Source organism: Burkholderia glumae LMG 2196 = ATCC 33617, assembly GCF_000960995.1.
In the GTDB taxonomy this organism is placed as follows: Bacteria; Pseudomonadota; Gammaproteobacteria; order Burkholderiales; family Burkholderiaceae; genus Burkholderia; species Burkholderia glumae.
The window spans coordinates 344,061-369,748 of sequence record NZ_CP009434.1 but is presented as its reverse complement, the minus strand read 5'-3'; the positions used below and the strand labels follow the sequence as shown (position 1 = coordinate 369,748).

Here is a 25,688-nt window from a genome sequence, read left to right as displayed (position 1 = left end):
GCCGCACCGCCGGCCGACGCGGAGCGGCCGTGATCGACGCGCGCCGGCGGCTCCCGGCGCCTGCTCCGTCCGCCGCGCCGGCGCGCGGGCCCGCAGCAGCTCAGCCCAGCGGCCCCGGGCTCCACGGCCGCACCCGCGACGCGGCCGGTGCGACGCAAACGCGCCCGGCTCGCACCCAGACACACCGCCCTGCGGCCCGCTCGGCGCCGCCCGGACCACGACGGTGGCGCACTCGCCTCGAGCCCGCCATGCGGCTCCGAGATAGCCGCGCGCGCCCGCGGTTCGATCGGTCAGGGCGCGTGCCTCACCACCTCGGACTCGGGCCGCCCGCGCTGCGTTACACCGCCTCGGTCGCGCATCGCCTGCTCAGGAACGCCTCGCGTCGCCTGGCGCCCTGGCGGCCGCCAGATGCCCCGCTGCGGCCCCGGCAAGCCGACATACCGCCCGAGGCCCGTCCGCCGCCTGAAAACGCCCAGGTGCGGGTTTGCGCCGCGGCATCCTCACCCAAGCCGGCACGCAGCGCGTCGGGTCGCCGATCCCCATCAAGTGGGCACGCCGCGCCGCGCGCCTTGCCGGCATCGACGAAGGGCAGCCTCGATTGCCGCGCTGCGGCCTCGTCAACGCGGACGCCGTCCACAAAGATATCCACAGCCGCCTCTTATCCGACAAGCCCGGTGGGCCTGCCATTACACGCGACAAATGCAGTTGTCCACAGCAGGAGGCAGGGCGGCGCGTCGGCATTTTCCCTGAACCGCGCCTCGCCTCCTGAAAAACCTCACCTTTGAGCGAAACGGGTGAAACGGCCATGTGAACGAAAAGCACCGACATACGGGGCCTCACGGCCCGAGGCATCCCGAAAAATCTCACCTTTGACTTTCCTGGCAGGAGGCCGATTGCGTTTCTCAGCCTCCCGAAAACGCTCACCTTAGCACCGGAAGCAAATTAAAACGCAATGATTTCATGAGCTTAGCGACATTCCCGCGATCGCTCGACAAGCAGACCGAGATCCCGTAACTGCTCACCCTTGGCGAACCGCTGAAACGCGAACCCCGCCGCGCCGGTCCTGAAAATTCTCACCTGTGATGAAATCTGCCCGAAAAAACGCACCCTGGCATCCGTTCCCGGCGGGGGTTTGCGGGTAAGTGGACGCCCACTGCTCCCGAAAAGCCTCACCTTTTGCATTTTTTGGGCTGTGCGGCGCTCCTGAAAAACCTCACCTTTGGGCGTTTTCGGACGTGTTTTCGCCAATCCCGGAAATCCTCACCGATCGCCGGCCTGGCGCTGAATTTGCAGGCAACGGCTCCCGAAAAGCCTCACCTTAGAGCTGACAGAGGCCGTGACGCGGGGAAAAACGGTATTTTTTCCCGTAAAGGCTCACGTCAGCCCCGCCCCGAGTCCCGAGAATACTCACCTATGCCCAATCCTTAGGCAAATTCGGCTTCAAAACAGCCGCCAAGGACGATCCCGCAAATCCTCACCTCTCGACAAACGCCACCGGGCGGGACGATTCAGGCACCATGCGGGGGCAGCCGGCGCCGCACTCCCGAAAAACTTCACCTTTCGCGCCGACTGCGCAAGACTGTGATCCTGAATCCGCTCACGATCTTTCCCGCAACGGCTCACGCTGCCCCCCGAACCCCTTCACTTCGCGTCCCGCAAAAGGTCACCATGGTTCCCGCAAAGCTTCACCTTGCCGGCCGCAATCCCTTGTCCAGCAAGGCTGTGCGGTGGCGTTAACGTTTTTAACAAGGGTTCAAGGGTGTTTACTTTTATTACTCTCTACAGGCGCCCCGCGAGTTTCCTGAAACATCGCCTCTCTCACCCCCCTGCCTGTGAAACATCCCTAAATTTTTGAAGGCCTAAGGCTTCACAAACAAAATCAAAGGCTTAGCACGGATAGTTCGTTTTGTTTCACGGAATTCCGCAAACCGACGCGCTACCGGGGACGATGACCCCCTGCTGGGCGAGGTCAGCAGGCATTTCCCGGCACACTCGATAAATATGTATCGCGTGATACGTATTTCGTTATGATTGGTACGTTCCGCGCTTATGCCAATCGCCTCATGACACTCGACGACAAGCTTCGCCAAACCATTCGCGATGAACTGGACGCGATGCGCGCCACCGGCGCGCGTCGGCAGGATCTCTCGCTGCACGCCTGCAAACGCCTGTTCTTCGATCTCGGCATCCGGCCGTCGGCCGCCAATGTTCGCGAGTTGACCCAGACCGGCAGCGCCGGCGACATCCCGAAGGACATCGACTTCTTCTGGGAGCGCATTCGCTCTGCCTCGAAGGTCAAGCTCGACGGCGGCCATCTGCCCAAGGCGCTCGAGGAGAAGGCGGGCGAGATGCTCGGCGCGCTCTATGAGGAGGCACTGAAGGAGGCGCGGGCCGCGCTCGACGCCGAGCGGCAACTGGCCGACGAGCAGGTGGCGGCCGCCGTGCAGCAGGTCCGCGATGCCGGCATCCGGCAAGAGACGCTCGAAGCCGCGCTCGCCCGCAGCGAGAACCGTGCGGAACAACTGCAGGCGAAACTCACCGAAGCCGAAATCCAGCTGGCGACCGCCTCGATGCAGGGCAGCGCGCACCACGAATCGCTGCAGGCCCTGACGCGGCGGCTCGAGAGCGAAAACGAACTGTTGACGCGGCGGCTCGAGGCCGAGCAGCAGCAAAACACCTCGTTGCGCGAGCGGATCGACGCGCTGCACCTGGAGGCACGCCAGAACACCGAGCACTATGCACAGCAGATCAAGGATGCGATCGCCGAGGCCGAGCGTCGCGTCAAGCCGATGCTGGTCGAGCTCGATTCGCTGAGAAGCATGGCCGGCACCTACCAAGCGGGCCTTCGCGACGTGAACCGCAAGGAGTTCGAGTTCCTGCAGCAGCTCAGCGCGGCGAAGGCGCGCGCTGACCGGCTCGACGAGCAATTGCGCAGCCAGGGTGACGAATTGGCCGCGGCAAGCCGCGAGATCGAGACGCTGCGCGCGGCACAGGGCATTCCACCGGAAATGGCCGCGCTGCTGCAGCGGCTCGCGAACGCGGGCCAGCTCGATGCGTCGGCGTTCGAGGCGATCGGCACCGCGCTCGATGCCCACGTCGTGCTGCCGGCGCGCTGTCCGAAATGCGACGAGGGCGAGCCGGAGCTATCGCATACGGCCGATGGCTACGAACTGCAGTGCCCCGAATGCGAGCATGCGTCCGGGGCCTGTGCCTCGCGGCTCGAAGCCGTCGCACAGTTCGGCCGAGCCGGCGGCGCCGGCTGACCGGCGCCGTGGCGGGTTGCGCGAAAGGTGAGGGGAAACGGGAGGGAAAAGGTGAGGACCTGCGGGAGCGAAAAACTCACGCGCTCAGACCAGGCCGGGCTGCGGGGCCGATGACGCCGCCGTTTCGCCGTGGCTGGCGGCGGCTTTTTCCAGGTTGTCGCGCCAGCTTCGCCACGCGCGATGCAGGCGGTTCGCGGATACGGCCTGCATGAAGCCGAGCCAGTGGCCGACGCGCTCGGGCGCGACGCCGTTCTCGAACAATTCCGCAGCAAACGTGTTGCGCAGGGTCTGCGGGCTCGCGCGCTCGACGCGAGACGCGGTGATATCGGCCGCTTCGATGATCGCATCGACCGCGCGTAGCATGGTCGCCTTGTGCATCGGCCGGCCCGCGAGCGAGGACGGGAATACCAGATCGCCGGGAATCTCGCAGCGGCGCCGCTCGGCCAGCCACGCGTCGAACAAGGCGATCGCGAACGAGGCCAGATGCGTTTCGCGTTCGAAGTCGGGATGGTTGGACGGAATCCGCACGGCGGGCTCGCCCGGTTTCACGCAACTAATGGTAAGCACTCGCGCTTCGCCCGTCTTCAATCCGCCGCCGAGGAAGGCGGCTACCAGCGCCCGATCGCGGCGCTCTTTCCATTGCGATGCGCCGACCGACGGCAAGGGTGAGAACAGGTAGGCGAGCAGGGCCGCGCGCTCGGACGGCGAGAGAAAGCTGGTGGGCTCGTTGTCACGCGCGCGGCGCCAGCTTGCTTCGCCATCCTGAGCAATGAAGCGCGCCGGATTGGTCGAGCCGAACTCGTTGCGGCGGACGTGATCGAGGACGCGCTCGATCAGCCGCAGATAGCGCACGCGCTGCGTTTTCCGGATCGGCAGCTCGCCGACGAAATTCGCGATCGACTGGGTGTCGACGGTTGCGAGCGTCTGCTGCCGTTCGGCGAGCCAGGCCAGGAACGCGCCCCATTGGGCGCGATAGACGTCGGCCGACGAACGGCGAAACGCCTGGGTGGCGAGCCACGCGTCGAACGACGCGTTCGGTTGGGCAACCCAGTCGGCCTCGGTGCCGTCGAACAGGTCGGGTTCGGCGGCCTCTGGCGTTCCGGGGGCGCCGGCGCTTGGGAGGGACATGTCAATTAATCCGTTAGTTGCTTGTTTGAGCGTAGGGCATGCAGCCGGCCCTGGCCAGGCGATGGCCTTGGCGCGTCCGACGGCCGGCCTGAGCCCCCGGCCGCCTGGCCGGCATTCGCCCGGCGTCAGCCGCCCCAGATCCGCACGCGCCGCGGCCGCTTGCTGGCGACGGGCTGCGCCGGCCCGAGCGCGGGCTGCCGCGAGGCGGCCTCGAAGGCCGACACGGCATACGAGAGCACGGCCGGCAGCGCATTCGACTGCGCGACGTCGATCGGATCGTCGGTTTCGGGAAAGTGGAAATCCTCCGGCCGCTCGAACAGGCGGCGGACGAACGGATCGTGCCGTGCCGCGAAGCCGAGGTCGGCCAGCGCCTCGGCCTCGATCGCCTGCAGCAGGCGCCAGGTCAGCGGCACCTGCTGACGGATATAGCGCGTGGCGATATGGCGGACGATTTTCTCCATGTCTTGCGCCGCAGCCTTGAAGCTGAGCGCGGCCAGGTCCTGTTCGGTCATAGCGGGCTCCTCGTGAGGCTTGTACTGTACAAATATACAGTGGATTGCGCAACTGGCGGATTCGACAGGACTGGCGCGGAATCTCGGCGCCCGGCGCGGAATCGGCGACGGATCAGCGGTGGATCACGACCAGCAGCGCCTTCGCCTCGCCGCGCCCGGCGTTGCGGATCGCGTGCGGCGCATCGGCCGCATAGCGCGCGGTCTCGCCGGTCTTGAGGCGGCGCGAGACGGCGCCGGCCTCGATCTCGACAGCGCCGGCCAGCACCGTCAGATGCTCGCGCGTGCCCGGCTCGTGCGCGTTCGAGACCAGCGCCCCGCCGGCCGGCAGCGTCAGCTCATACCACTCGAAGCGGCCGGCCAGCTCGATCGGGCCCCACACGCGCAGCTGGTACTGTCCGTCGTGGCCGGCCAGCGTCGGGATGTCGTGCAGACCGTCCACGCGGATCGTCTCGGGCGATTTCGGCGGCGCGAACAGCTCGTCGAGGCTGATGCCGAGCGCGTTGGTCAGCCGCCACGCCACCGCGATGGTCGGATTGGCCTTGTCGCGCTCGATCTCGGAGAGCATCGATTTCGAGACGCCGGCCGCGCGCGACAGGTCGTCGAGCGTCAGCTTGCGCTCGTTGCGCAGCCGCTGGATCGTCTCGCCCACGCGCGGCGGCGTGGCGGCATCCGTGACCGGCGCGGGCGCGCCGCGGCGCGTGGCGGAAGAGCTTGCCATTTATGGTCCGTTCGCTTAGAGTCGTTCGATATCTCGAACTTGTGTTCGAAATACAGGAAAAATACGTTAAACCCGACGGGCGACTATAACAGTAGCAGGCCGTGCGGCGGCCGCCACGAGCGAGGGCACCGCGCGCCGATTGCCCTCCCAGGAGCGAACAGATGCGTGATGCCTTCCTCGCCCACGTGCGCGGGACCCTCGACCAGATCCGCGCCGACGGTTTCTACAAGACCGAGCGCGAGATCGCCAGCCCGCAGGCGGCGGCCGTGACGCTGGCCGACGGCGCCGGCGTGCTCAATTTCTGCGCCAACAACTACCTCGGCCTCGCCAACGACGCGCGGCTCGTCGCGGCCGCGCGCGCGGGCCTCGAGCGCGACGGCTTCGGCATGGCGTCGGTGCGCTTCATCTGCGGCACGCAGACGGTCCACAAGCGGCTCGAGGCGGCGATCTCGGCATTCCTCGGCACCGACGACACGATCCTCTATTCGAGCTGCTTCGACGCGAACGGCGGCCTGTTCGAGACGCTGCTCGGCGAGGAGGACGCGATCATCAGCGACGAGCTGAACCACGCCAGCATCATCGACGGCGTGCGGCTGTCGAAAGCCAAACGGTTTCGTTACAAGAACAACGACCTGCGGGACCTGGAGGCGAAGCTGCAGGAGGCCGACGCGGCCGGCGCGCGCTTCAAGCTGGTGGCCACCGACGGCGTGTTCTCGATGGACGGCATCATCGCCGACCTGAAGGGCATCTGCGAGCTGGCCGAGCGCTACGGCGCGCTGGTGATGGTCGACGATTCGCACGCGGTCGGCTTCATCGGCGAGCACGGCCGCGGCACGCCCGAGTATTGCGGCGTGGCCGACCGCGTCGACATCGTCACCGGCACGCTCGGCAAGGCGCTCGGCGGCGCCTCGGGCGGCTATGTGGCCGCGCGCAGGGAGATCGTCGAGCTGCTGCGCCAGCGTTCGCGCCCGTACCTGTTCTCGAACACGCTCGCGCCGAGCATCGCCGAAGCCTCGCTCGCCGTGCTCGAACTGCTCGCGAGCGACGAGGGCGCGCGGCTGCGCGCGCAGGTGCGCGAGAACGGCGCGCGGTTTCGCGCGAAGATGAGCGCGGCCGGCTTCACGCTGGTGCCGGGCGAGCATCCGATCATCCCGGTGATGCTCGGCGACGCGCAGGTGGCCACGCGCATGGCCGACGCGCTGCTGGCCGAGGGCGTCTACGTGATCGGCTTCTCGTTCCCGGTGGTGCCGCGCGGGCGCGCGCGGATCCGCACGCAGATGAGCGCGGCGCACACGCCCGAGCAGATCGACCGGGCCGTGGACGCCTTCGTGCGCGTGGGCAAGTCGCTCGGCGTGATCTGAGGAGAAGGCACGATGAAGGCGCTGGCAAAGCTCGAACGAGGCCCCGGCCTCACGCTGACCGACGTGAAGATGCCCGAGGTCGGCCACAACGACGTGCTGATCCGGATCCGCCGCACGGCGATCTGCGGCACCGACATCCACATCTGGAAGTGGGACGACTGGGCGCAGAAGACGATCCCGGTGCCGATGCACGTCGGCCACGAATACGTCGGCGAGATCGTCGAGATGGGGCAGGAGGTGCGCGGCTTCGCGATCGGCGATCGCGTGTCGGGCGAAGGCCACATCACCTGCGGCTTCTGCCGCAACTGCCGCGCCGGGCGGCGGCACCTGTGCCGCAACACGGTGGGGGTGGGCGTGAACCGCGAGGGCGCGTTCGCCGAATACCTGGCGATTCCGGCCTTCAACGCGTTCAAGATCCCGCCCGAGATCTCCGACGATCTGGCCGCGATCTTCGATCCGTTCGGCAATGCCACGCACACCGCGCTGTCGTTCAACCTGGTCGGCGAGGACGTGCTGATCACGGGCGCCGGGCCGATCGGCATCATGGCCGTGGCGATCGCGCGGCACGTGGGCGCGCGCAACGTGGTGATCACCGACGTCAACGACTACCGGCTCGAACTCGCGCGCAAGATGGGCGCCACCCGCGCCGTGAACGTCTCGCGCGAGTCGCTGCGCGAGGTGATGCACGCGCTGCACATGACGGAAGGCTTCGACGTGGGCCTGGAGATGTCGGGCGTGCCGAGCGCGTTTACGAGCCTGCTCGATGCGATGAACCACGGCGGCAAAGTGGCGCTGCTCGGCATTCCGCCCGCGCAGACCGCGATCGACTGGAACCAGGTGATCTTCAAGGGGCTCGAGATCAAGGGCATTTACGGCCGCGAGATGTTCGAGACCTGGTACAAGATGGTGGCGATGCTGCAAAGCGGCCTCGACCTCTCGCCGATCCTCACCCACCGCTACGCGGTGGCCGACTACCAGCAGGCGTTCGCGTCGATGCTCTCGGGCGAGAGCGGCAAGGTGATCCTCGACTGGAGCACCGTGCCGGCCGCCGCCTGAGCCCTGCCGCCGGCATTTTTCATCGAGGCGCCGAGCCGGCGCGCTGCCGCCGTCGCGGCCTTTATCGCCGGCGCCCGCACGAGGCCAGCGTGACGAGGCGCGGCGCCGATGCGGCCAGCGCGATGGGACCATGGGTCGGCCGGCACAGGATCGCGCTGTCGTAGCCGCGCCCGGCGAAGCGCACCACGTCGGTGATCTCGAAGCCGAGTCCCTGGTAGAACGCGAGCAGATGGGCGGCCGGCTGCGGCGTGTCGAGCGCGAGCCGCGCATAGCCGCGCGAGGCGGCCCAGCGCAGCGCGTAGGCCACCAGCGCGCGGCCCACGCCGCGCCCCTGCCAGATCGGATCGACGCCGAACTGCCGCAGGCTCGCGACGTCGCGGCAGCGATAAAGGTCGTTCGAGGCGGTGCCGTCGCGCTCGTGCAGCGTCATGGTGGCGACCAGATGGCCGTGGCAGGTCGCCACGAAGCAGGTGCCGGCCAGCGCGCGCTGGCGCGTGGCGGCGGCCGGCTGGTCGACGCAGGGGCAGTTGAGCCCCAGCGCGCCGAGCCGCGCGAACGCGCGGTGCAACAGCTCGGTCAGCGTGTCGTAGGCATCGCTTGCCGGATCGAAGCGCCGCAGCACGATGCGATCGTGCTGCCGCGGCAGGTAGGCGGTGATCGGGGCGGAGGCGAGACGCGGCGTCGACATGGTGTTCCCTGAACCTGATTCGGTTGCCCGAAGTGTAGGAACGCGCGGTCGCGCCGATCAAGAAAAAGTCTCGTAAACACCGCCCCGCGCAGGCCGCCCGGCACCGCGCGCGAGGGTTCCGCCGGCCTTATCGGGCGGGGCTTTCGGCGCCTTCGGCCGAGCCCGGCGGCGCCATCTCGAACTCGGCCTCGATCCGCACGCGCACCTCGTCGCCGACGGCCGGATACCAGGTGGGAATGCCGAACGCGGAGCGGCTGAACGTGCCGTGCGCCGAGAAGCCGACGGTCGGCTGCTTCGTCAGCGGATTGCGGCCGTAGCCGTTGAACGTGACGGCCAGCGTGACCGGCCGCGTCGTGCCGCGAATCGTCAGATCGCCGGTCAGCTTGCCGGTGTGCTCGCCGGTCGGCGTCCAGCCGGTGCTGTCGAAGCGGATCGACGGGTAGTGCGAGGCGTCGAGCGCGTCGCCGCCCGCGATCATCCTGTCGAGCACGGGCACGTTGGTGTCGATGCTGGCCGCCTCGATCGTCGCGCTGACGCGGCTCACGGCCGGCCCGCCCGCGCGCCAGTCGAGCACGGCGCTGGCGCGGTCGAAGCGCATCGTGAAGCGCGAATAGCCCAGGTGCGAGACGTCGAAGCCGACGCTCCAGTGATGCGGGTCCAGCGTGTAGCGGCCGGCCGGCACGGCGTCGGTGGCCGTGCTCACGTGGTGCGTCAGTACCGCCACCGGCGTGCAGCCGGCCACGAGCGCCAAGCCGAAGCCGCCCGCCAGCACGCGCCAACGCGTGCGCAACTGTCTGATCATGTCCGTCTCTCCTGTCCCGGTCCGCGCACGATAGCGCATCCGGGCCGGGCGCGCCGGGCCGTCAGCGGCAAGATTCGGCGGGTTTCGCCGACGCACCCTTGACAAGGGAGAACGATCGTTCTACCTTGTGCGGCATGAACCATCCGACCCAATCCCCGCCGCGCGCCGGCGAGGCGCCCGACCCGCAGGCCGGCGGCGCGCGCGAGCGGCTGCTCGAGGCGGCCGAGGCGCTCTTCTACGCGGGCGGCATCCACGCGACCGGCGTCGATGCGATCGTCAAGCGCTCGGGCGCTGCGCGCAAGAGCTTCTACACGCATTTCGAATCGAAGGAAGCGCTGGTGGCCGCCGCGCTCGCGCGGCGCGACGAACGCTGGATGGCCTGGTTCGTCGACGGCACGCTCGAGCGCGGGCGCACGCCGCGTGCCCGCCTGCTGGCGATGTTCGACGTGCTGCATGGTTGGTTCGAGCAGCCCGGCTTCCATGGCTGCGCGTTCATCAACGCGGCCGGCGAGATCGGCGATGCGGGCGATCCGATTCGCGGCGTGGCGCGCTATCACAAGGCGCGGCTGCTCGACTTCGCGCGCGCGCAGAGCGAGGCGTTCGCGCAGGCCTGCGGCGCGTCGCAGCCCGACGCCGCGCGGCTCGCGCGCCAGTGGCTGGTGCTGATGGACGGCGCGATCGCGGTGGCCCTCGTGAGCGGCGACCCCTCGGCCGCTCGCGATGCGCGCGAGGCCGGCGAGGCGCTGCTGGCCGCGTTCGAGGCGCGCGCCGCATGATGGCGGCGCCGCGCGGAAATGTTTTGCGATCCTGATGAAGCCTGGAGAATACGATGACCGAAATCAGTGAAGTCCGCCCGCCGGTGCCGCCGTTTTCGCGCGACACCGCCATCCAGAAGGTGCGTGCCGCCGAAGACGGCTGGAACACCCGCGATCCGCAGCGCGTGTCGCTCGCCTACACGCGCGACAGCAAGTGGCGCAACCGTGCCGAGTTCGTGACCGGCCGCGAGGCGATCGTCGGCCTGCTCACGCGCAAGTGGGCGCGCGAGTTGGACTATCGCCTGATCAAGGAGCTGTGGGCGTTCGACGGCAACCGCATCGCCGTGCGCTTCGCCTATGAATGGCACGACGACGCCGGCAACTGGTTCCGCTCGTATGGCAACGAGAACTGGGAGTTCGACGAGAACGGCCTGATGGCGCACCGCCACGCGAGCATCAACGACCTGCCGATCCGCGAGCAGGATCGGCTGTTCAAGTGGCCGCTCGGCCGCCGTCCCGACGACCACCCCGGCCTGTCGGCCCTCGGGCTGTAAGGCCCGCGGCGCGGCATGCCGCTCGCGGCTCGGCCGCGCGGCCCGAGGGTGAGCCGATACGGGAGCCGAACGCGCGCTGAGGTGAGTCTTTTCGGGAGCCGGCAAACGGTGCGGCCGGCGCCCGCCGCGGCCGCACCGTTCGTGTTTCGGCAGCGCGCCCTACGCGTCCGCTCAGCCGAGCAGCTGCGCGACCACTGCCTCGCCCACTTCCTGCGTGCCGGCCTGGCCGCCCAGGTCGCCCGTGCGCGGGCCGTGCTTCAACACATGTTCGATCGCGGCGAGGATCGCGTCGTGCGCCTCGCGTTCGACGCCGCCGCCGTGGCCGAGGAAGTCGACCATCATCGCGGCCGACCAGATCATCGCGATCGGGTTCGCGATGTGGCGCCCCGCGATGTCGGGCGCCGAGCCATGCACGGGCTCGAACAGCGACGGGAACCGCCGGTCCGGGTTCAGGTTCGCCGACGGCGCGATGCCGATGGTGCCGGTGCAGGCCGGCCCGAGATCGGAGAGGATGTCGCCGAACAGGTTCGAGGCCACCACCACGTCGAAGCGGTCCGGGTTCAGCACGAAGCGCGCGCACAGGATGTCGATGTGCTGCTTGTCCCACTTCACCTCGGGATAGCGGGCCGCCATTTCCGCCGCGCGCGCGTCCCACCACGGCATGCTGATCGCGATGCCGTTGCTCTTGGTCGCGACGGTCAGCTGCTTCGCGCGGCGCTGCGCGAGCTCGAACGCGAACTTCATCACGCGCTCGGTGCCGGTGCGCGTGAACACCGCCTGCTGCACCACGAACTCGCGCTCGGTGCCCTCGAACATTGCGCCGCCCACCGATGAATATTCGCCCTCGGTGTTCTCGCGCACGATCATGAAATCGATGTCGCCGGCCTTGCGGTTCGCGAGCGGGCTCGGCACGCCCTCGAACAGCCGCGCCGGCCGCAGGTTCACATACTGGTCGAACTCGCGGCGGAACTTCAGCAGCGAGCCCCACAGCGAGATGTGATCGGGCACCGTGTCGGGCCAGCCGACCGCCCCGAACAGCAATGCGTCCATTCCCGAAAGCTGCGTTTTCCAATCCTCCGGCATCATCTGGCCGTGCTGCGCGTAGTAATCGCAGCTGGCCCAGTCGATCGGCGTCGCCTCGAAGCGGATGCCGAAGCGCCGCGTGACCGCATCGAGCACCCGCATGCCTTCCGGCATCACCTCGCGGCCGATGCCGTCGCCGGGAATCACCGCAATCCTGTAGATCTTCTCGCTCATCGCCCGAGCCTCCTCGTCGTCGTGATCCAAGGTGCGCGCCGACAGACCCCGGCACGCACCGCATTCGCCTAGTGTATTGATTCCGTACAGGATTAGAATTGGCATCCGGTTAAACGACTTTCCACGAATCGTGAATAAAGCCCCGAATCTGGACGATCTGCGCGTGTTCAGCGTGGTGGTGCGCCTGACGAGCTTCAGCGCGGCGGCCGAGCGGCTCGGCGTCTCGCCCGCCTACGTCAGCAAGCGCGTGGCGCTGCTGGAGGCCCAGCTCGGCGCGCGGCTGCTGCATCGCTCGACGCGCCGCGTGGCCGTGACCGATTCCGGCGAGCGCGTGGTGGCGTGGGCCGAGAAGATCCTCGACGACGTCGATCATCTGGTCGAGGACGTCTCGACCACGCGCACGGTGCCGCGCGGCACGCTGCGGATCTCGAGCAGCTTCGGCTTCGGGCGCCACGTGCTCGCGCCGGCGCTGCTCGACTTCAATGCGCGCTATGCGCAGATCGACGTGCGGCTCGATCTGTTCGACCGGCTGGTCGACGTGGCCGGCGAGGGCTTCGATCTCGACGTGCGGATCGGCGACGAGATCGCCGAGCACCTGATTGCCCGGCGGCTCGCGGCGAACCATCGCGTGCTGTGTGCCTCGCCCGACTATCTCGCGGCGCATGGCACGCCGCGCCAGATCGCGGACCTCGCCGCGCACCAGTGCCTCGCGATCAAGGAGCGCGATCACCCGTTCGGCGTCTGGCGGCTCACGCAGCGCGGTGAGACGACTTCGGTGAAGGTGGGCGGCGCGCTCTCGACGAACCACGGCGAGGTGGCCGTGCAATGGGCGCTGGCCGGGCGCGGGATCGTGCTGCGCTCGATCTGGGAGGCGGGGCCGCTGCTCGCGAGCGGCGCGCTCAAGCGGGTGCTGCCTGACGTCATGCAGCCCGCCAACGTCTGGGCCGTCTATCCGGCGCGGCTCGCCGCCTCGGCGAAGGTGCGCGTCTGCGTCGATTTCCTCGCGCAGGCGTTCGCGCAGTGGCCCGGCGCCACCAAGTGAGCGGCGGCCTTGGGCGGGCGCGGTCCGCAAAGGTGAAGGTTTTCGGGAGCTTGCGCGACACGCCCGCGTGACGTGCGCCGCGCCATGACGGCGAACTCACCCCTGGGTGCGCGGCTGGCCCGCGACGCATTACGCGAAATCCCGGGGAAGCCCGTCCGGTGGGCGATTGCGGGTCCTGGCCGGAGCGTGCGCCAAGCATGCGTGCCGTGCATCCGGTGAGTCGGCTCACCGTTGCGCATGCACCCAAATGGGCATCGATGCGCGATAGGTGAGTGTTTTCGGGAGACCCGCCCGCGCGTGAAACGCACGGCTGGGCGCGGCGGCGAGGGGCGGCTGCCCGGCTGCCCCGGTTCGCGGCCGCGCTTGCTCAGGCGGGCGGATGGCTCGTGTCGTGCGCCTGCTGCAGGCGTTCGCGGCTCTTCGAGAGATGCACGCGCATGGCCGCGCGCGCGTCGTCCGAGTCCTGGCGTTCGATCGCGCGATAGATCCAGCGGTGCTCGTCGAGCACGTGGCGCAGCCGGTCGATCTGGTCGAGTTCGGCCAGCTCGGCGCTGCCGAGCCGGGTGCGCGGGCTGGCCGAATGGCCGAGCTGGCTCAGCACGTCGACGAAATAGCGGTTGCCGCTCGCCTGGGCGATCTGCTGATGGAATTCGATGTCGTGCGCGAGCGTATCGGTGCTGCCACGCCCGAGTTCGGCCTCGAAGCGCTCGAGCGCGGCCTGCATCTGCCGCAGGTTCGACTCGGTGCGCCGTTTCGCGGCCAGCGCCGCCGACGCGGCCTCCACGTCCATGCGGAATTCGAGCACCGCCATCGCGTCGAGCATGTTCGACAGGTCGGCGGTGGGCAACTGCATCGTCGCATCGTTGCGCGGCGCGAGCACGAAGGTGCCCACGCCATGCCGCGTCTCGACGATGCGCGCGGCCTGCAGGCGCGAGATCGCCTCGCGGATCACCGAGCGGCTGACCGACAGCTGCTTCATCATCGCGACCTCGGTGGGCAGCCGGTCGCCGGGGCGCAGCGTGCCGCGGCGGATTTCTTCGGACAGGGACGCGACGACCTTCTCGGACAGGCTGCTCATGGATGGTGGTGGTGGGCGGAATCGGAGGGCTGGGCGGCGGGAGGCTCGGCGATGTCATCCGATGTCCCGGCACGCGGCATCATAGCCGCAAACGTTTCGAATGACGACATTCGCGCGCGTTTGCGGGCGAAATATCGGGAAATCACGGAGAAATACCGGGCGTTGCCGGTCTGTCGCGCGGCGGCGAGCCTTTGCACCGGCTTATCTGACGACAGACGGCGCGCGGGAATGCCAAGCTGGGCGGATTCGCCGATGCGTCCTTGTTGTCAGACGTCCTAGTATTTGACATGACGCGCCGCCCGCGCGCCGCGATCACGGCTTGGGATGACCGATGGGAAAGGGTGACACTGTTACAGGGTTAACGCGGCTAACCGAGGCTCCGGTCATCAGACTACAATGTCATCAGACAACGTATCACAACGAGGGCAGCCCGAATCCGTCAGCGGGTGCGCGAGCTTGATCCGGCCGCGCACGGCGCCGGAAAGCCGGCGCGCCGTCGGGCCGGCCGCGTGGAACGCCCGCCCCGGCCGGGCGGCGCCCGCGTGGCGCTGCCGTTTTCCTTCACCCCGGCGCTGATCGCAGCGCCTTTTCCAGGTAATGCACATGACCTCGAACTCCGTCCAGGCGAACGCCACCCCCGTCGTGAACGAGCTGCGCGTCGTGCCGGTGGCCGGCCGCGACAGCATGCTGATGAACCTGAGCGGCGCGCATGGCCCGTTCTTCACGCGCAACATCGTGATCCTGCGCGACAGCAGCGGCCACACCGGCATCGGCGAAGTGCCGGGCGGCGAGGCGATTCGCAAGACCATCGACGACGCGCGCGAGATCGTGGTGGGCCAGTCGATCGGCAACCTGCAGGCGGTGCTGAACCGCGTGCGCTCGCAGTTCGCCGATCGCGACGCCGGCGGCCGCGGCCTGCAGACCTTCGACCTGCGCACCACGATCCATGCCGTCACCGCGCTCGAGGCGGCGCTGCTGGACCTGCTCGGCCAGCACCTGAACGTGCCGGTCGCGGCGCTGCTCGGCGAAGGCCAGCAACGCGACGAGGTGGAGATGCTCGGCTACCTGTTCTACATCGGCGACCGCAACCGGACCGACCTGCCCTACGCGAGCGGTGCCGATGGCCGCGACGACTGGGAGCGGCTGCGCACCGAGGAGGCGATGACGCCGGAGGCGGTGGTGCGGCTGGCCGAGGCCGCGCAGGCGCGCTACGGCTTCAACGACTTCAAGCTCAAGGGCGGCGTGCTGGCCGGCGACGCGGAGATCGAGGCGGCCCGTGCGCTGGCCGAGCGGTTCCCGAACGCGCGCGTGACGCTCGACCCGAACGGTGCCTGGTCGCTGGCCGAGGCGGTGCGCCTGTGCCGCGACATGCATGGCGTGCTCGCCTACGCGGAAGACCCGTGCGGTGCCGAGAACGGCTATTCGGGCCGCGAGGTGATGGCCGAGTTCCGCCGCGCCACCGGCCTGCCGACGGCCACCAACATGATCGCCACCGACTGGCGCCAGATGGGCCACGCGATCCAGCTGCAATCGGTGGACATTCCGCTTGCCGATCCGCACTTCTGGACCATGCAGGGCTCGGTGCGCGTCGCGCAGATGTGCAACGACTGGGGCCTGACCTGGGGCTCGCACTCGAACAATCACTTCGACGTCTCGCTGGCGATGTTCACCCACGTGGCCGCGGCCGCGCCGGGCAGGATCACCGCGATCGACACCCACTGGATCTGGCAGGACGGCCAGTTCCTGACGCAGAACCCGCTGCAGATCGTCGGCGGCAAGGTGAAGGTGCCCGCCAAGCCGGGCCTCGGCATCGAGCCCGACATGGATGCGCTGGAGCGCGCCCATGCGCTGTACGAGCAGCACGGCCTGGGCGCGCGCGACGACGGCATCGCCATGCAGTACCTGATCCCGAACTGGAAGTTCGACAACAAGCGTCCGTGCCTCGTGCGCTGATCAGCGCGCCGGCCGCCGCCGCCTCGAACTCCGCAAGCGGTCGAAACCGCCCCTCATCCAACCGACTCCGCATCCGGCAACGCCATGACCACGCCTCAGGAACTCAAGCAGATCATTTCGGAAGGGCTGCTGTCCTTCCCCGTCACCGACTTCGACGCCGAGGGCAACTTCCGCCCGGGCACCTACGTCGAACGCCTCGAATGGCTCGCCCCCTACGGCGCCTCGGCCCTGTTCGTGGCCGGCGGCACCGGCGAATTCTTCTCGCTCACGCGTGAGGACTACTCGAACGTGGTGCGCACCGCCACCGCAACCTGCAAGGGCAAGGTGCCGATCCTGGCCGGTGCCGGCGGCCCCACGCGCGTGGCCATCGAGTACGCCAAGGAAGCCCAGCGCCTGGGCGCCAACGGCATCCTGCTGATGCCGCACTACCTGACCGAAGCCTCGCAGGAAGGCATCGCCGCGCACGCCGAGGAAGTCTGCAAGGCCGTGCCCGACATCGGCGTGATCATCTACAACCGCGCCAACTCCAAGCTCAACGCCGACATGCTCGAGCGGCTGGCCGAGCGCTGCCCGAACCTGATCGGCTTCAAGGACGGCGTGGGCGAGATCGAGGCGATGGTCACCATCCGCCGCCGCCTGGGCGAGCGCTTCGCCTACCTCGGCGGCCTGCCCACCGCGGAAGTCTATGCCGCGGCCTACAAGGCGCTGGGCGTGCCGGTGTACTCCTCGGCGGTGTTCAACTTCATCCCGAAGACGGCGATGGACTTCTACCGCGCGATCGCGGCCGACGACCACGCCACGGTCGGCAAGCTGATCGACGACTTCTTCCTGCCGTACCTGAAGATCCGCAACCGCCGCGCCGGCTACGCGGTCAGCATCGTGAAGGCCGGCGCGAAGCTGGTCGGCCACGACGCCGGCCCGGTGCGCGCCCCGCTCACCGACCTGGACGAAGCCGAACTGGCCCAGCTCGACGCGCTGATCAAGCAGCTCGGCGCGCAGTAAGCGCGGCGCTGCGAGCGGCCGGCTCGCGGCAGGCGGACGAGCGCCTTCGGCGCTCGTCGCTCGCGACTACTCCTTGAGCCCCTCGTCTGCCCGCAGCGAGGGGTTTTCTTCTGGCGGATGCGCGAGCGGGCGCCCGTCGTCTCACAGCCTGCCCGCCCGCCCCAGCGTCACCACGCGCGCCCAGCGCCGGGCGGCGCGCCGGTCCGGCATCGGCAGCGTCCATGCCGCGCGCGACGCGTCGCGAAAGCCGACCACCAGGCACCAGTGCCGATCCACGCATCGCGCCTCGCAGGCACCGACTTCGCTGAGCGTGAGATGCACGTCGCGGCCGTCGCGCGACAGCCAGAGCAGCCCCTGCGTCGAGGACAGTTTCAGTGCGGCCGAGCCGTGGCGCATGCCATGCGTCCAGCCGCCTTCCCGGGTGTTCGGCGCGATCTCGCGGCGGCGCCGGGCCCAGGCGGCCAGCGCGGCGGCCAGCAGCGCCGCGGCCGCGGCGGCGAGGGCGGTCGCGATGCCGACGCCGAACTGCGCGGCGGCGTCGCGAAACGCCACGATCGCGCCCCATGCGAGCGCGGCCAACATGAAAAGAGCGAGCAGGATCGGCATGACGAAAGCGCGGAAGAAAACGACAACGCGGCCGGCGCGGGCCGCGCCGGCCGCGTGAGCGCGAGCCTCAGCGGGGACGGTAGATGTCGTGCGTGACGAACCCGGCGTCGTTCTCGGGCAACGCCAGCGCATCCGGCACGGCCAGCGTCCTGCGAATGTCGGTGAGCCCCGCGGACCAGTGGTCGCGCATCGTCGACAACCCGAACTGGTAGTCCTTGTAGTCGTGCTCGTACGTCTTCTGATGGTAGATCAGATGCTGCACGTTGTAGCGCTTGCCGGTCGACAGCACGGCCGCCTGCTGTGCCCACGGATCGCTGTTGCGCAGCTCCTCCGGCACCAGTTCGAGCACGCGGCGCAGCACGTTGCGAAAGCGCTGTTCGCGCTGCAGCGTGTCGGTGACGAAACGCGTGCGGCTCGAATACTGCACGTCCTTCATACGCTCGGTGACGTCGGCGAGCGTGCCCGGCAGCGGCCCGCGCGCGTTCCAGAGGTCCACCTGGAACGCCAGCGTGTCGCGTCGCGGCGAGGCGCGCAGCACTTCCATCAACGGCGTGTTCGACACCACCCCGCCGTCCCAGTAGAACTCGCCGTCGATCTCCACCGGCGGGAACGCCGGCGGCAGCGCGCCCGAGGCCATGAAGTGCTCGGGGCGCAGCGTCATGCGGGTGTTGTCGAAGTAGATGAAGTTGCCGGTGGCGACGTTGACCGCGCCCACCGACACGCGGATCTCGTCCGAGTTGATGCGGTCGAAATCGCAGAGCTCGAGCAGCGTGGCGCGCAGCGCCGAGGTGTCGTAGTAGCTGACGCGCCTGGGATCGTCGCGCACGCCGGGCAGCGGCGGCGGGAAGCGCGGCACGAAGAAGCCGCGCTGCCCCTGCAGGATCGCGCTGGCCGCCTGCGAGGCCGTGAACGCCTGGCGCACCGAATCGACGCTGTTGAACAGCGCGAACTCGAGCGCGGCCGGCAAGGCCGGGAAGAACGCCGGCTGGCAGATCCGGTTCCAGAACTCGCGCAGCCGCTCGAGCTGCCGCTCGGGCGGATTGCCGGCGATCAGCGCGGTGTTGAGCGCGCCGATCGAGATGCCGGCGATCCAGTTCAGCGGGATGCCGGCCTCGTGCAGCCCTTCGAACACGCCGGCCTGATAGGCGCCGAGCGCGCCGCCGCCCTGCAGCACGAGCGCGACCGTCTCGTAGGGCAGCGTGTGCGCCAGCGGCGCGCCGGCCTGCGGCTGCGGGTCGGGCTCGCCGGCCGGCCCCTCGGTGCGGGCGCCCGGCTTCATTGCATGAACCAGCCGTGGCTGACGACGAACGACTGGCCCGTGAACGCCGCGCTCGGGAACGCCGACAGGAACAGCACCGTCTGCGCCACGTCCTCCACCGTCGTGAACACGCCGTCCACGGTATTGCCGAGCATCACCTTCTTGATGACGTCCTCCTCGCTGATGCCGAGCTCCTTGGCCTGCTCGGGGATCTGCTTGTCGACGAGCGGCGTGCGCACGAAGCCCGGGCAGACCACGTGCGAGCGCACGTTGTGCTTCGCGCCTTCCTTGGCCAGCACGCGCGCGAGCCCGAGCAGGCCGTGCTTGGCCGTCACGTAGGCCGACTTCAGCGGCGATGCCTCGTGCGAATGCACCGAGCCCATGTAGATCACCACGCCGCCGCGGTCGTCCTTGTACATGTGCTTGAGCGCGGCCTTGGTGGTCAGGAACGCGCCGTCCACGTGGATCGCCTGCATCTTCTTCCAATCGGCGAACGAGTAGTTCTCGATCGGATTGACGATCTGGATGCCGGCGTTCGACACCAGGATGTCGATCGTGCCGAAGGTCTGCGCGGCCTTGTCGATGCCCGCGTTCACCGCGTCCTCGTTGGTGACGTCCATCGCCACGCCGAGCGCCTTGCCGCCCGCCTGCGTGATCTGCCCGGCCACCGCGTTCGCGCCGTCCTGGTTCAGGTCGGCGATCACCACGGCCGCGCCCGCCCTGGCCAGTTGCAGTGCGATTTCCTTGCCGATGCCGCTCGCGGCGCCCGTCACGACCGCGGTCTTGCCATTCAGATTGCTCATGATCGTTGTTCCCGTCTGATGATTGGATGAGGGTTGAAAGAAGCGGAGCCGCAGGGGCTTACTGCGCGAGGTAATCGTAGACCACTTCGCCGAGCCCGAGCGTGAGGTCGGCGACGATGTGGCGCGCCTCGACGATCTCCAGCACCGGCAGGTCGGCCACCGGCGCGAGCGCGTGCGGCGCCAGATGCAGCGAGGCCGGGCCGGTCCAGGCGCCCTTCATGCGGATGTCCTGCAGGTAGTAGCGCACCAGCTCGCAGATGCGCGGGCTGCCGTCCACGTGCGGAATGATCTTCAGCAGATAGTTCGCGCCGGCCAGGCGCTGCTGCTGCTCGACGAGATCGAGTTCCTTGTGCTTGTAGCCCATGGTGCCCGTCGCGACGCGCACCGGACCGTAGTCGAGCGTGCCGAGCAGCGTGTCGATGTGGGTTTCCAGCGTCGGCTGCGCGAGCTTCTTCGGGAATCCCCACAATTCGCGGCCGCCCGCGATCGGCGGGTGATCGTTCAGGTACATCGCGAGCGTGTAGCCGCCCGGCTTGCCGTCGAACTCCACCGGAATCACCTGGCCGCTCTCGGTGTAATCGCCGAAGCCCGTGGAATCGGGCATGCGGATGAACTCGTAGTGGACGAGCGGCTGCGTGACCTTCAGCGGCTCGGGGACGACTTCCCGCAGCCGATCCAGATCGGTGCGATAGGTGATGATCAGGAACTCACGATCGATGAAGCGGTACGGGCCCATCGGGAAGGCGGGATTCGTGAGCGGCATTGCGAACGCTTGGGACCGGACTTGACTCGGGTTCATGCGGACTCCTAGTGGATCGCTGCGGATGGCGGGTGTCGTAATCGTATTCGCTTGCAGATCGATTGTGCGGCGCCGCACGCGGAAAAGTTTATTGCTTAATTTGTAGCGGCGACGCCCCGATGTTCGTGCATCGCCGCCGGCAATCGGCTCGATCGCCGAGCCGGTGCCGGCACGTCCCGCGCCGCCGCCGCGCTGCTGCGCGGGCCAGGATGAGCGGGTTCGGCAGCCAAGGTGAGAGGATACGGGATCGGATTTGCGTGCCGTATGAATTTATTATTGCGCGGCATAGTGAACTTTGACGCTGCGCCTTCGTCGAAGTGCCGCGCCGCAGCATGCGGTTTCGACCGGCTTTCAAGCGCGGCGCAGTATTACGTTTTCCTTGTGATCGCGCGTGACGCGGTTTCCCCGCGATGCCGCGCGGGCCGGTTCCTGTCCCATGCCAAACCTCGATCTCGCGATGTTCTCCGCGCTCAACGCCGGCCGCGATCCGCAGCCGGTGGTCGCGCATCTGGCCGTGTTCGCCGCCGACTGGCTGGTGGGCGTGGTGCCTTTACTGCTGGCCGCGCTCTGGCTCACCGGCACGCGCGCGATGCGGCGCGCGGCGATCGCGGCCGCCGTGAGCGCCGGCATCGCGCTGCTGCTCGCGCAGCTCATGTCGCTCTGCTGGTATGCGCCGCGCCCGTTTGCGCTCGGCATCGGCACGCAGCTGATCGCGCATGCGCCCGACAGCGCGTTTCCGAGCCATCACATGGCCTTCGTCTGGAGTGTCGCGGCGCGGCTCTGGCTTGCGCGCACCACGCGCGCGCTCGGTGCGGCCACCGCGATCGATGCGCTGCTGGTGGCCTGGGCGCGCGTGTATGCGGGGATTCACTGGCCGCTCGACATGCTGGGCGGCGCGCTGACGGGCAGCGCCGCCGCGCTGCTCGCGCAGCGCTACGGCGGCGCGCTGGTGGCGCGCATCGAGCGGGCCGGCGAGGCGCTGCGCACCTTCGCGACGGGCAGCCCGCGCGGCCGCTGAGCATGCCGGCCGCCGGCGCCATGCGCGTGACGCGTGCGCCTGCCCGGCCCGCCGGCGGAACGGCCTTCAGTGCCAGGCGTGCGGGGCGCGGCGTGCTGCCCGTCAGCCCGGCGCGCGCGCGGTGGGGGCCTCGGGCGCCGCGTCCGGCGAGGCGCCGGTGCTGCCGTGCAGTTCGAGGGTGTCGGTCGGCGCTTGATGTGTCGCTTCGCGGTCGAGCGCGCTGTCGCGCAGGATCGCGCACATCGCCACGAACAGCGCGATCGCCAGCGCCGCGAGCGCGCCGTAGCCGACGATCCTGAGCGATCGGGCCAGTGCTGCGTGCGTGTTGTTATCGGAGGTCATGGTCGTGCGCCGTGGCGATGAGCATGGGTCCGCGTCGGCGGACACCGCGTGGCTGCTGCACTGTCGTTCGCGGCCGGCTGGCTTCGTGGTGCTGCGCGAGGCGAGGCGGCCGATGCCGACGGCCCGCCGGCCGCGATTTGGTCGCGCTCCGGCGGGCCGTTCAGTGAGATATATACCACACGCGGCGGCGATGCAAATGCCGTGCGCCGCCCGTTCACAAGCTTACCGAGCAGGTGGCGACGCTGCGCGGCCTGCGGCCCGGTGTCAGTCGTCGAGCGACTCGTGGACGCCGGTCGCGCCGCGCTTCCAGTATGCCGACGCGCGGATGCGTGACTTGTGGACGCCGCGCGCTTCGCACAGATGCCGGCGCACCGCGCGCATCGCGGCGGCTTCGCCGGCGGCCCAGACGTAGCCGTCGCCGGCCGGCAGCGGCAGGTCGCGCAGCGCGGCGACCAGTTGCGCGCCGTCGCCGGCGGCCGCGGCCGGGTCGCTGCGATAGCGCCAGATCGCATCGAGGTCGGCCGCCGTGTCGAAGTCGAGCTTGGCCGTTTCGTCCGCGACCTCGATCACGACCGCCGCGCGCGTGCCGGCCGGCAGTTCCGCGAGGCGCCGTGCGATTGCCGGCAGCGCGCTGTCGTCGCCGATCAGCAGATGCCAGTCGAAATCGGTCGGGACCACGAACGATCCGCGCGGGCCGCCGATCGCGAGCGTCTGGCCGACCTCGGCCCGTGCGGCCCACTGCGAGGCCGGCCCCGGGTGGTGCAGCACGAACTCGAGGTCCAGCTCGCGCGCGGCGCGGTCGTACCGGCGCGGCGTGAAATCACGCATGATCGGCTTCGGCGCGCCGTCGGGCAGCAGCAGGCCGTTCGGGCCGAGTTCCGGCAGTGCCGGCGCGGCTTCGCCGGGCGCCGGGAAGAATACCTTGACGTGGTCGTCGAACGAGGCGCTGACGAAATCGTCGAGGTCGCCGCCGCCGAGCGTGACGCGCAGCAGATGAGGCGTGACAGGGGTGATGCGCCGGACTGTCAGCACGCGGCGCTTGAGGGGGTGACGCACGCGCGTGACCGCGCGTTCGGTGGGGGTCTGCATCGATCGGATCTCCGAGGGGAGGCGGGACGGCGCGATGGGCCGGCTCAGGCTTGCGGCGGGGTGCCGTCGATCTCGGCCGCCGCGCGGCGCAGGATGGCGGCGATGCGGCGCTGTTCGTCCGGCGCGGCCGCGCTCTTGCGGAACAGCGCCTGCCGCAGCGTCATGCGCGCCTCGACGAACTCGGGCAGCCAGCCGCCTTCCGGGGTCTCGGCGGCGTCACCGCCGCCCTGGTCCGCCTGCCCCGTCTGGCTGGCGATCGCGCGGCGCATGAACTCCATCTTGCGGCCGAGATGCGCCAGCTTCGCGAACAGCAGCTCGACGCGTTCGCGCTGCGCGTCCAGATGCGCGCGGCCGGCCTCGGCGAGCGCGTAGCGCTTGCGGTTGCCCTCCGCCTCCACCGTCACGTAGGCGAGTTCCTCCAGGTAGGTGAGCGCCGGATACACCATGCCCGGACTCGGCACGTAGAAGCCCTGCGAGCGCGTGTCGAGCGCCTTGATCAGCTCGTAGCCGTGGCTCGGCTGCTCGGCGAGCAGCGAGAGCAGCATCAGCTGCAGATCGTCGGAGGTGAACTGGCGGCCGCGCGGCATGCGCGGATCGTCGAAGCCGCCGGGGCCGCCCATGCCGCCGGGGCCGCCGAAGCCCTCGGGAAAGCCGCCGAAGCCGTGGCCGTGGCGGCCGCCGCCGCGCCGGCCGCCGGCCATGCCCCAGAGGCGGAACAGGCCGTGATGGTCCGGATGATGGCCTGGACCGCGGCCGTGGTGATCGTGGTGCTGGCGATGGCCGGCATCGCCGTGCTGCTCGCGGCGGCCTTCGCGGCCGGGCGTGCCGCCGGCGCCGAAGATGCCTTGATGATGGGAACGACGCATCGTGCTCTCCTTGGGATATGTCTTAAGATGTATCGAAAGATATATATCGAAAGATATATGGTCAAGGAGGAAATTTGGGGTGGGATAAGCCGGTGACGACCGTCGCGTCGACGTGCGGCTCATGCGGGCCGAGCCGGATCAGGCGCGCGGCGCCGGTACGCCCGGCCGGGTGGGGGCGCGAGACGCGGAAGCGCGACTTGGCCCATGTCCCTTTCGCGCCGGTCTCGAACGCGTTGCTGCCCTCGACGGGCCCGGCCCTGGCCGGCCTGCGGGCGAAGCAGGGCCGGCGCGCCGCCTTGCCTGACCTGACAGGCGGGCGGGCGCTGCCTAGTCCTGCTCGGGCAGGAACCAGTTCATCACGAGCGCGCAGACCCCGCCGGTGGCGACGCCCGAGGCCAGCACGTTCTTCAGCGCGCTCGGCAGGTGGGTGAGGATCTCCGGCACCTGCGAGACGCCGAGCCCGAGCGCCAGCGACACGGCCACGATCAGCAGCGCGCGGCGGTCGAGCTTCACGCCGGCCAGGATGTTGATGCCCGAGGCGGCCACCGCGCCGAACATCACCATCGCGGCGCCGCCGAGCACGGGCTCGGGCACCGCCTGCAGCACGCCGGCCACGACCGGAAACAGCCCGAGCACCACCAGCATGCCGGCGATCCAGAGCCCGACGTGCCGGCTCGCGATGCCGGTGAGCTGGATCACGCCGTTGTTCTGCGCGAACACCGAACTCGGAAACGTATTGAACACGCCGGCCAGCAGCGAGTTGGCACCGTTGACGAGCACCCCGCCCTTGATGCGGCGCATCCACAGCGGCCCTTCCACCGGCTCGCGCGATACCTTGCTGGTGGCGGTGACGTCGCCGATCGCCTCGAGCGAGGTGACGAGGTAGATCACCAGCATCGGCACGAACAGCGACCACGAGAAGCCGAGCCCGAAATGCAGCGGCGTGGGGATCTGGAACAGCGCCGCCTCGCGCGCGCCGGTGAAGTCGAGCCGGCCCGCCGCGCCGGCCGCCAGATAGCCGAGCGCGAGCGCGATCACGAGCGCGGTGCTGCGCACCCAGACCACCGGCACGCGGTTCAGCACGACGATCGTGCCGAGCACGAGCCCGGACAGCATCAGGTTCTGCGCGCTCGCGAAACTGCCGTTGGCCATCGCGCCGTAGCCGCCGCCCATGCTGACGAGGCCGACCTTGATCAGCGTGAGGCCGATCAGCAGCACCACGATGCCGGTCACGAGCGGCGTGATGAGGCGCTTGACGAACGGCAGCACGCGCGACACGGCCATCTCCACGAACGAGCCGGCGATCACCGTGCCGAAGATCGCCGCCATCACGGTGGCCACCGGCGTGCCCTGCTTGACCATCAGGCTGCCGCCCGCGATCAGCGGGCCGACGAAATTGAAGCTGGTGCCCTGCACGATCAGCAGGCCGGCGCCGAGCGGGCCGAAGCGGCGGCACTGCAGGAAGGTGGCGATGCCCGAGATCACCAGCGACATCGACACGATCAGCGTGGTGTCGCGGCTCGGCACGGCGAGCGCCTGGCAGATCAGCAGGCCCGGCGTGACGATCGGCACCAGGATTGCGAGCAGGTGCTGGAGCGCGGCGACGAACGCGATGGCGGGCGCGGGGCGGTCGTCGGGGCCGTAGACCAGATCGGGGACGGCGGCGGGGGCGGTGCGGTCGGGCTGGATCGATGACATCGCGGGAAGGCCGGGGCGGTGGCGAAGGGGAAGCGGAGGA

The 25,688-nt window shown here is 69.2% G+C and carries 25 protein-coding genes; 10 read left to right on the top strand and 15 right to left on the bottom strand.

The window, feature by feature from the left end:
- Nucleotides 1–484: 484 nt before the first annotated feature.
- A complete protein-coding gene (locus KS03_RS30880) occupies nt 485–769 on the top strand; it encodes a hypothetical protein (RefSeq protein ID WP_127913873.1) in 285 nt (94 codons plus the stop codon).
- A gap of 1,294 nt (nt 770–2,063) precedes the next feature.
- Nucleotides 2,064–3,263: a DNA-binding protein gene (locus KS03_RS02970; protein ID WP_012732899.1), complete on the top strand. Its 1,200-nt coding sequence runs from the start codon at nt 2,064–2,066 to the stop codon at nt 3,261–3,263.
- Between the two features lie 84 nt (nt 3,264–3,347).
- On the opposite strand, the gene KS03_RS02965 is transcribed toward KS03_RS02970, so the two are convergent.
- From KS03_RS02965 to KS03_RS02955, 3 genes are all read right to left on the bottom strand, one after another.
- Nucleotides 3,348–4,391: a tyrosine-type recombinase/integrase gene (locus KS03_RS02965; RefSeq protein WP_012732900.1), complete on the bottom strand. Its 1,044-nt coding sequence runs from the start codon at nt 4,389–4,391 to the stop codon at nt 3,348–3,350.
- A gap of 125 nt (nt 4,392–4,516) precedes the next feature.
- A complete protein-coding gene (locus KS03_RS02960; RefSeq protein WP_012732901.1) occupies nt 4,517–4,903 on the bottom strand; it encodes a DUF2471 family protein in 387 nt (128 codons plus the stop codon).
- Between the two features lie 112 nt (nt 4,904–5,015).
- Nucleotides 5,016–5,621: a helix-turn-helix domain-containing protein gene (locus KS03_RS02955; protein WP_012732902.1), complete on the bottom strand. Its 606-nt coding sequence runs from the start codon at nt 5,619–5,621 to the stop codon at nt 5,016–5,018.
- Nucleotides 5,622–5,782: 161 nt separating this feature from the next.
- On the opposite strand from KS03_RS02955, the gene KS03_RS02950 reads away from it, so the two are divergent.
- Together KS03_RS02950 and tdh are read left to right on the top strand one after the other, a co-directional pair.
- Nucleotides 5,783–6,982, top strand: a complete 1,200-nt coding sequence (locus KS03_RS02950; RefSeq protein ID WP_012732903.1) for a glycine C-acetyltransferase — start codon at nt 5,783–5,785, stop codon at nt 6,980–6,982.
- A gap of 12 nt (nt 6,983–6,994) precedes the next feature.
- Nucleotides 6,995–8,038, top strand: a complete 1,044-nt coding sequence (tdh, locus tag KS03_RS02945; RefSeq protein WP_012732904.1) for an L-threonine 3-dehydrogenase — start codon at nt 6,995–6,997, stop codon at nt 8,036–8,038.
- A 61-nt stretch (nt 8,039–8,099) separates the two neighbouring features.
- On the opposite strand, the gene KS03_RS02940 is transcribed toward tdh, so the two are convergent.
- Both KS03_RS02940 and KS03_RS02935 read right to left on the bottom strand, forming a co-directional pair.
- Entirely contained in the window at nt 8,100–8,726 is a 627-nt protein-coding gene (locus KS03_RS02940) for a GNAT family N-acetyltransferase (protein WP_012732905.1), read from the bottom strand.
- A gap of 127 nt (nt 8,727–8,853) precedes the next feature.
- Nucleotides 8,854–9,528, bottom strand: a complete 675-nt coding sequence (locus tag KS03_RS02935) for a YceI family protein (protein ID WP_012732906.1) — start codon at nt 9,526–9,528, stop codon at nt 8,854–8,856.
- Between the two features lie 134 nt (nt 9,529–9,662).
- Between KS03_RS02935 and KS03_RS02930 the strand changes: the two genes are divergently transcribed.
- Complete coding sequence (locus KS03_RS02930) at nt 9,663–10,304, top strand: TetR/AcrR family transcriptional regulator (RefSeq protein ID WP_045678722.1); 642 nt, start codon at nt 9,663–9,665, stop codon at nt 10,302–10,304.
- Between the two features lie 53 nt (nt 10,305–10,357).
- Complete coding sequence (locus KS03_RS02925; protein ID WP_012732908.1) at nt 10,358–10,837, top strand: nuclear transport factor 2 family protein; 480 nt, start codon at nt 10,358–10,360, stop codon at nt 10,835–10,837.
- Between the two features lie 171 nt (nt 10,838–11,008).
- Here the strand turns inward: KS03_RS02925 and KS03_RS02920 are convergent, their stop codons facing one another.
- Complete coding sequence (locus KS03_RS02920) at nt 11,009–12,094, bottom strand: tartrate dehydrogenase (protein ID WP_017432688.1); 1,086 nt, start codon at nt 12,092–12,094, stop codon at nt 11,009–11,011.
- 130 nt (nt 12,095–12,224) lie between these two features.
- On the opposite strand from KS03_RS02920, the gene KS03_RS02915 reads away from it, so the two are divergent.
- Nucleotides 12,225–13,136 carry a LysR substrate-binding domain-containing protein gene (locus KS03_RS02915; RefSeq protein ID WP_012732910.1) on the top strand — a complete coding sequence of 304 codons (912 nt, stop codon included), beginning with the start codon at nt 12,225–12,227 and terminating at the stop codon, nt 13,134–13,136.
- 367 nt (nt 13,137–13,503) lie between these two features.
- Here the strand turns inward: KS03_RS02915 and KS03_RS02910 are convergent, their stop codons facing one another.
- On the bottom strand, nt 13,504–14,214 hold the full coding sequence (locus tag KS03_RS02910) for a FadR/GntR family transcriptional regulator (RefSeq protein WP_012732911.1): 711 nt from the start codon (nt 14,212–14,214) through the stop codon (nt 13,504–13,506).
- A 603-nt stretch (nt 14,215–14,817) separates the two neighbouring features.
- On the opposite strand from KS03_RS02910, the gene gudD reads away from it, so the two are divergent.
- Together gudD and kdgD are read left to right on the top strand one after the other, a co-directional pair.
- Nucleotides 14,818–16,167 carry a glucarate dehydratase gene (gene gudD, locus KS03_RS02905; RefSeq protein ID WP_012732912.1) on the top strand — a complete coding sequence of 450 codons (1,350 nt, stop codon included), beginning with the start codon at nt 14,818–14,820 and terminating at the stop codon, nt 16,165–16,167.
- Nucleotides 16,168–16,251: 84 nt separating this feature from the next.
- Nucleotides 16,252–17,169, top strand: a complete 918-nt coding sequence (gene kdgD / locus KS03_RS02900) for a 5-dehydro-4-deoxyglucarate dehydratase (protein WP_012732913.1) — start codon at nt 16,252–16,254, stop codon at nt 17,167–17,169.
- Nucleotides 17,170–17,310: 141 nt separating this feature from the next.
- On the opposite strand, the gene KS03_RS02895 is transcribed toward kdgD, so the two are convergent.
- The 4 genes from KS03_RS02895 to KS03_RS02880 form a co-directional block, all read right to left on the bottom strand.
- Nucleotides 17,311–17,775 carry a hypothetical protein gene (locus KS03_RS02895; protein WP_012732914.1) on the bottom strand — a complete coding sequence of 155 codons (465 nt, stop codon included), beginning with the start codon at nt 17,773–17,775 and terminating at the stop codon, nt 17,311–17,313.
- Nucleotides 17,776–17,842: 67 nt separating this feature from the next.
- Nucleotides 17,843–19,054, bottom strand: coding sequence for a patatin-like phospholipase family protein (locus KS03_RS02890; protein ID WP_012732915.1), 1,212 nt, complete (start codon nt 19,052–19,054; stop codon nt 17,843–17,845).
- The gene (locus tag KS03_RS02885) at nt 19,051–19,836 is read right to left on the bottom strand and encodes a 3-hydroxybutyrate dehydrogenase (RefSeq protein ID WP_012732916.1); all 786 of its coding nucleotides are present in this window, start codon (nt 19,834–19,836) and stop codon (nt 19,051–19,053) included. Before KS03_RS02885 ends, KS03_RS02890 begins: the two co-directional genes overlap by 4 nt.
- A gap of 58 nt (nt 19,837–19,894) precedes the next feature.
- Entirely contained in the window at nt 19,895–20,635 is a 741-nt protein-coding gene (locus KS03_RS02880; protein WP_012732917.1) for an acetoacetate decarboxylase, read from the bottom strand.
- A 436-nt stretch (nt 20,636–21,071) separates the two neighbouring features.
- Between KS03_RS02880 and KS03_RS02875 the strand changes: the two genes are divergently transcribed.
- Nucleotides 21,072–21,653, top strand: a complete 582-nt coding sequence (locus KS03_RS02875; RefSeq protein WP_012732918.1) for an undecaprenyl-diphosphatase — start codon at nt 21,072–21,074, stop codon at nt 21,651–21,653.
- Between the two features lie 102 nt (nt 21,654–21,755).
- Here the strand turns inward: KS03_RS02875 and KS03_RS02870 are convergent, their stop codons facing one another.
- The 4 genes from KS03_RS02870 to KS03_RS02855 all read right to left on the bottom strand — a co-directional run bounded on the left by KS03_RS02870 (nt 21,756) and on the right by KS03_RS02855 (nt 25,648).
- The gene (locus KS03_RS02870) at nt 21,756–21,995 is read right to left on the bottom strand and encodes a hypothetical protein (protein ID WP_012732919.1); all 240 of its coding nucleotides are present in this window, start codon (nt 21,993–21,995) and stop codon (nt 21,756–21,758) included.
- 264 nt (nt 21,996–22,259) lie between these two features.
- Nucleotides 22,260–23,084 (bottom strand): siderophore-interacting protein, encoded by an 825-nt coding sequence (locus KS03_RS02865; protein WP_012732920.1) that lies wholly within the window; start codon nt 23,082–23,084, stop codon nt 22,260–22,262.
- Between the two features lie 44 nt (nt 23,085–23,128).
- The gene (locus tag KS03_RS02860; RefSeq protein WP_169511633.1) at nt 23,129–23,785 is read right to left on the bottom strand and encodes a PadR family transcriptional regulator; all 657 of its coding nucleotides are present in this window, start codon (nt 23,783–23,785) and stop codon (nt 23,129–23,131) included.
- Nucleotides 23,786–24,277: 492 nt separating this feature from the next.
- Nucleotides 24,278–25,648, bottom strand: a complete 1,371-nt coding sequence (locus KS03_RS02855; protein ID WP_012732922.1) for a nucleobase:cation symporter-2 family protein — start codon at nt 25,646–25,648, stop codon at nt 24,278–24,280.
- Nucleotides 25,649–25,688 lie beyond the last annotated feature (40 nt).

What these genes read in the sequence shown, in the direction of transcription:
- KS03_RS02870 (WP_012732919.1), bottom strand. Translation starts at nt 21,995, where the DNA reads ATGACCTCCGATAACAACACGCACGCAGCACTGGCCCGATCGCTCAGG.
- kdgD (WP_012732913.1), top strand. Translation starts at nt 16,252, where the DNA reads ATGACCACGCCTCAGGAACTCAAGCAGATCATTTCGGAAGGGCTGCTG.
- KS03_RS02965 (WP_012732900.1), bottom strand. Translation starts at nt 4,391, where the DNA reads ATGTCCCTCCCAAGCGCCGGCGCCCCCGGAACGCCAGAGGCCGCCGAA.
- KS03_RS02940 (WP_012732905.1), bottom strand. Translation starts at nt 8,726, where the DNA reads ATGTCGACGCCGCGTCTCGCCTCCGCCCCGATCACCGCCTACCTGCCG.
- KS03_RS02885 (WP_012732916.1), bottom strand. Translation starts at nt 19,836, where the DNA reads ATGAGCAATCTGAATGGCAAGACCGCGGTCGTGACGGGCGCCGCGAGC.
- KS03_RS02890 (WP_012732915.1), bottom strand. Translation starts at nt 19,054, where the DNA reads ATGAAGCCGGGCGCCCGCACCGAGGGGCCGGCCGGCGAGCCCGACCCG.
- KS03_RS02950 (WP_012732903.1), top strand. Translation starts at nt 5,783, where the DNA reads ATGCGTGATGCCTTCCTCGCCCACGTGCGCGGGACCCTCGACCAGATC.
- KS03_RS02880 (WP_012732917.1), bottom strand. Translation starts at nt 20,635, where the DNA reads ATGAACCCGAGTCAAGTCCGGTCCCAAGCGTTCGCAATGCCGCTCACG.
- KS03_RS02910 (WP_012732911.1), bottom strand. Translation starts at nt 14,214, where the DNA reads ATGAGCAGCCTGTCCGAGAAGGTCGTCGCGTCCCTGTCCGAAGAAATC.
- KS03_RS02865 (WP_012732920.1), bottom strand. Translation starts at nt 23,084, where the DNA reads ATGCAGACCCCCACCGAACGCGCGGTCACGCGCGTGCGTCACCCCCTC.
- KS03_RS02920 (WP_017432688.1), bottom strand. Translation starts at nt 12,094, where the DNA reads ATGAGCGAGAAGATCTACAGGATTGCGGTGATTCCCGGCGACGGCATC.
- KS03_RS02855 (WP_012732922.1), bottom strand. Translation starts at nt 25,648, where the DNA reads ATGTCATCGATCCAGCCCGACCGCACCGCCCCCGCCGCCGTCCCCGAT.
- KS03_RS02925 (WP_012732908.1), top strand. Translation starts at nt 10,358, where the DNA reads ATGACCGAAATCAGTGAAGTCCGCCCGCCGGTGCCGCCGTTTTCGCGC.
- tdh (WP_012732904.1), top strand. Translation starts at nt 6,995, where the DNA reads ATGAAGGCGCTGGCAAAGCTCGAACGAGGCCCCGGCCTCACGCTGACC.
- KS03_RS02860 (WP_169511633.1), bottom strand. Translation starts at nt 23,785, where the DNA reads ATGGCCGGCGGCCGGCGCGGCGGCGGCCGCCACGGCCACGGCTTCGGC.
- KS03_RS02955 (WP_012732902.1), bottom strand. Translation starts at nt 5,621, where the DNA reads ATGGCAAGCTCTTCCGCCACGCGCCGCGGCGCGCCCGCGCCGGTCACG.
- KS03_RS02895 (WP_012732914.1), bottom strand. Translation starts at nt 17,775, where the DNA reads ATGCCGATCCTGCTCGCTCTTTTCATGTTGGCCGCGCTCGCATGGGGC.
- KS03_RS02935 (WP_012732906.1), bottom strand. Translation starts at nt 9,528, where the DNA reads ATGATCAGACAGTTGCGCACGCGTTGGCGCGTGCTGGCGGGCGGCTTC.
- KS03_RS02875 (WP_012732918.1), top strand. Translation starts at nt 21,072, where the DNA reads ATGCCAAACCTCGATCTCGCGATGTTCTCCGCGCTCAACGCCGGCCGC.
- KS03_RS02960 (WP_012732901.1), bottom strand. Translation starts at nt 4,903, where the DNA reads ATGACCGAACAGGACCTGGCCGCGCTCAGCTTCAAGGCTGCGGCGCAA.
- KS03_RS02930 (WP_045678722.1), top strand. Translation starts at nt 9,663, where the DNA reads ATGAACCATCCGACCCAATCCCCGCCGCGCGCCGGCGAGGCGCCCGAC.
- gudD (WP_012732912.1), top strand. Translation starts at nt 14,818, where the DNA reads ATGACCTCGAACTCCGTCCAGGCGAACGCCACCCCCGTCGTGAACGAG.
- KS03_RS02970 (WP_012732899.1), top strand. Translation starts at nt 2,064, where the DNA reads ATGACACTCGACGACAAGCTTCGCCAAACCATTCGCGATGAACTGGAC.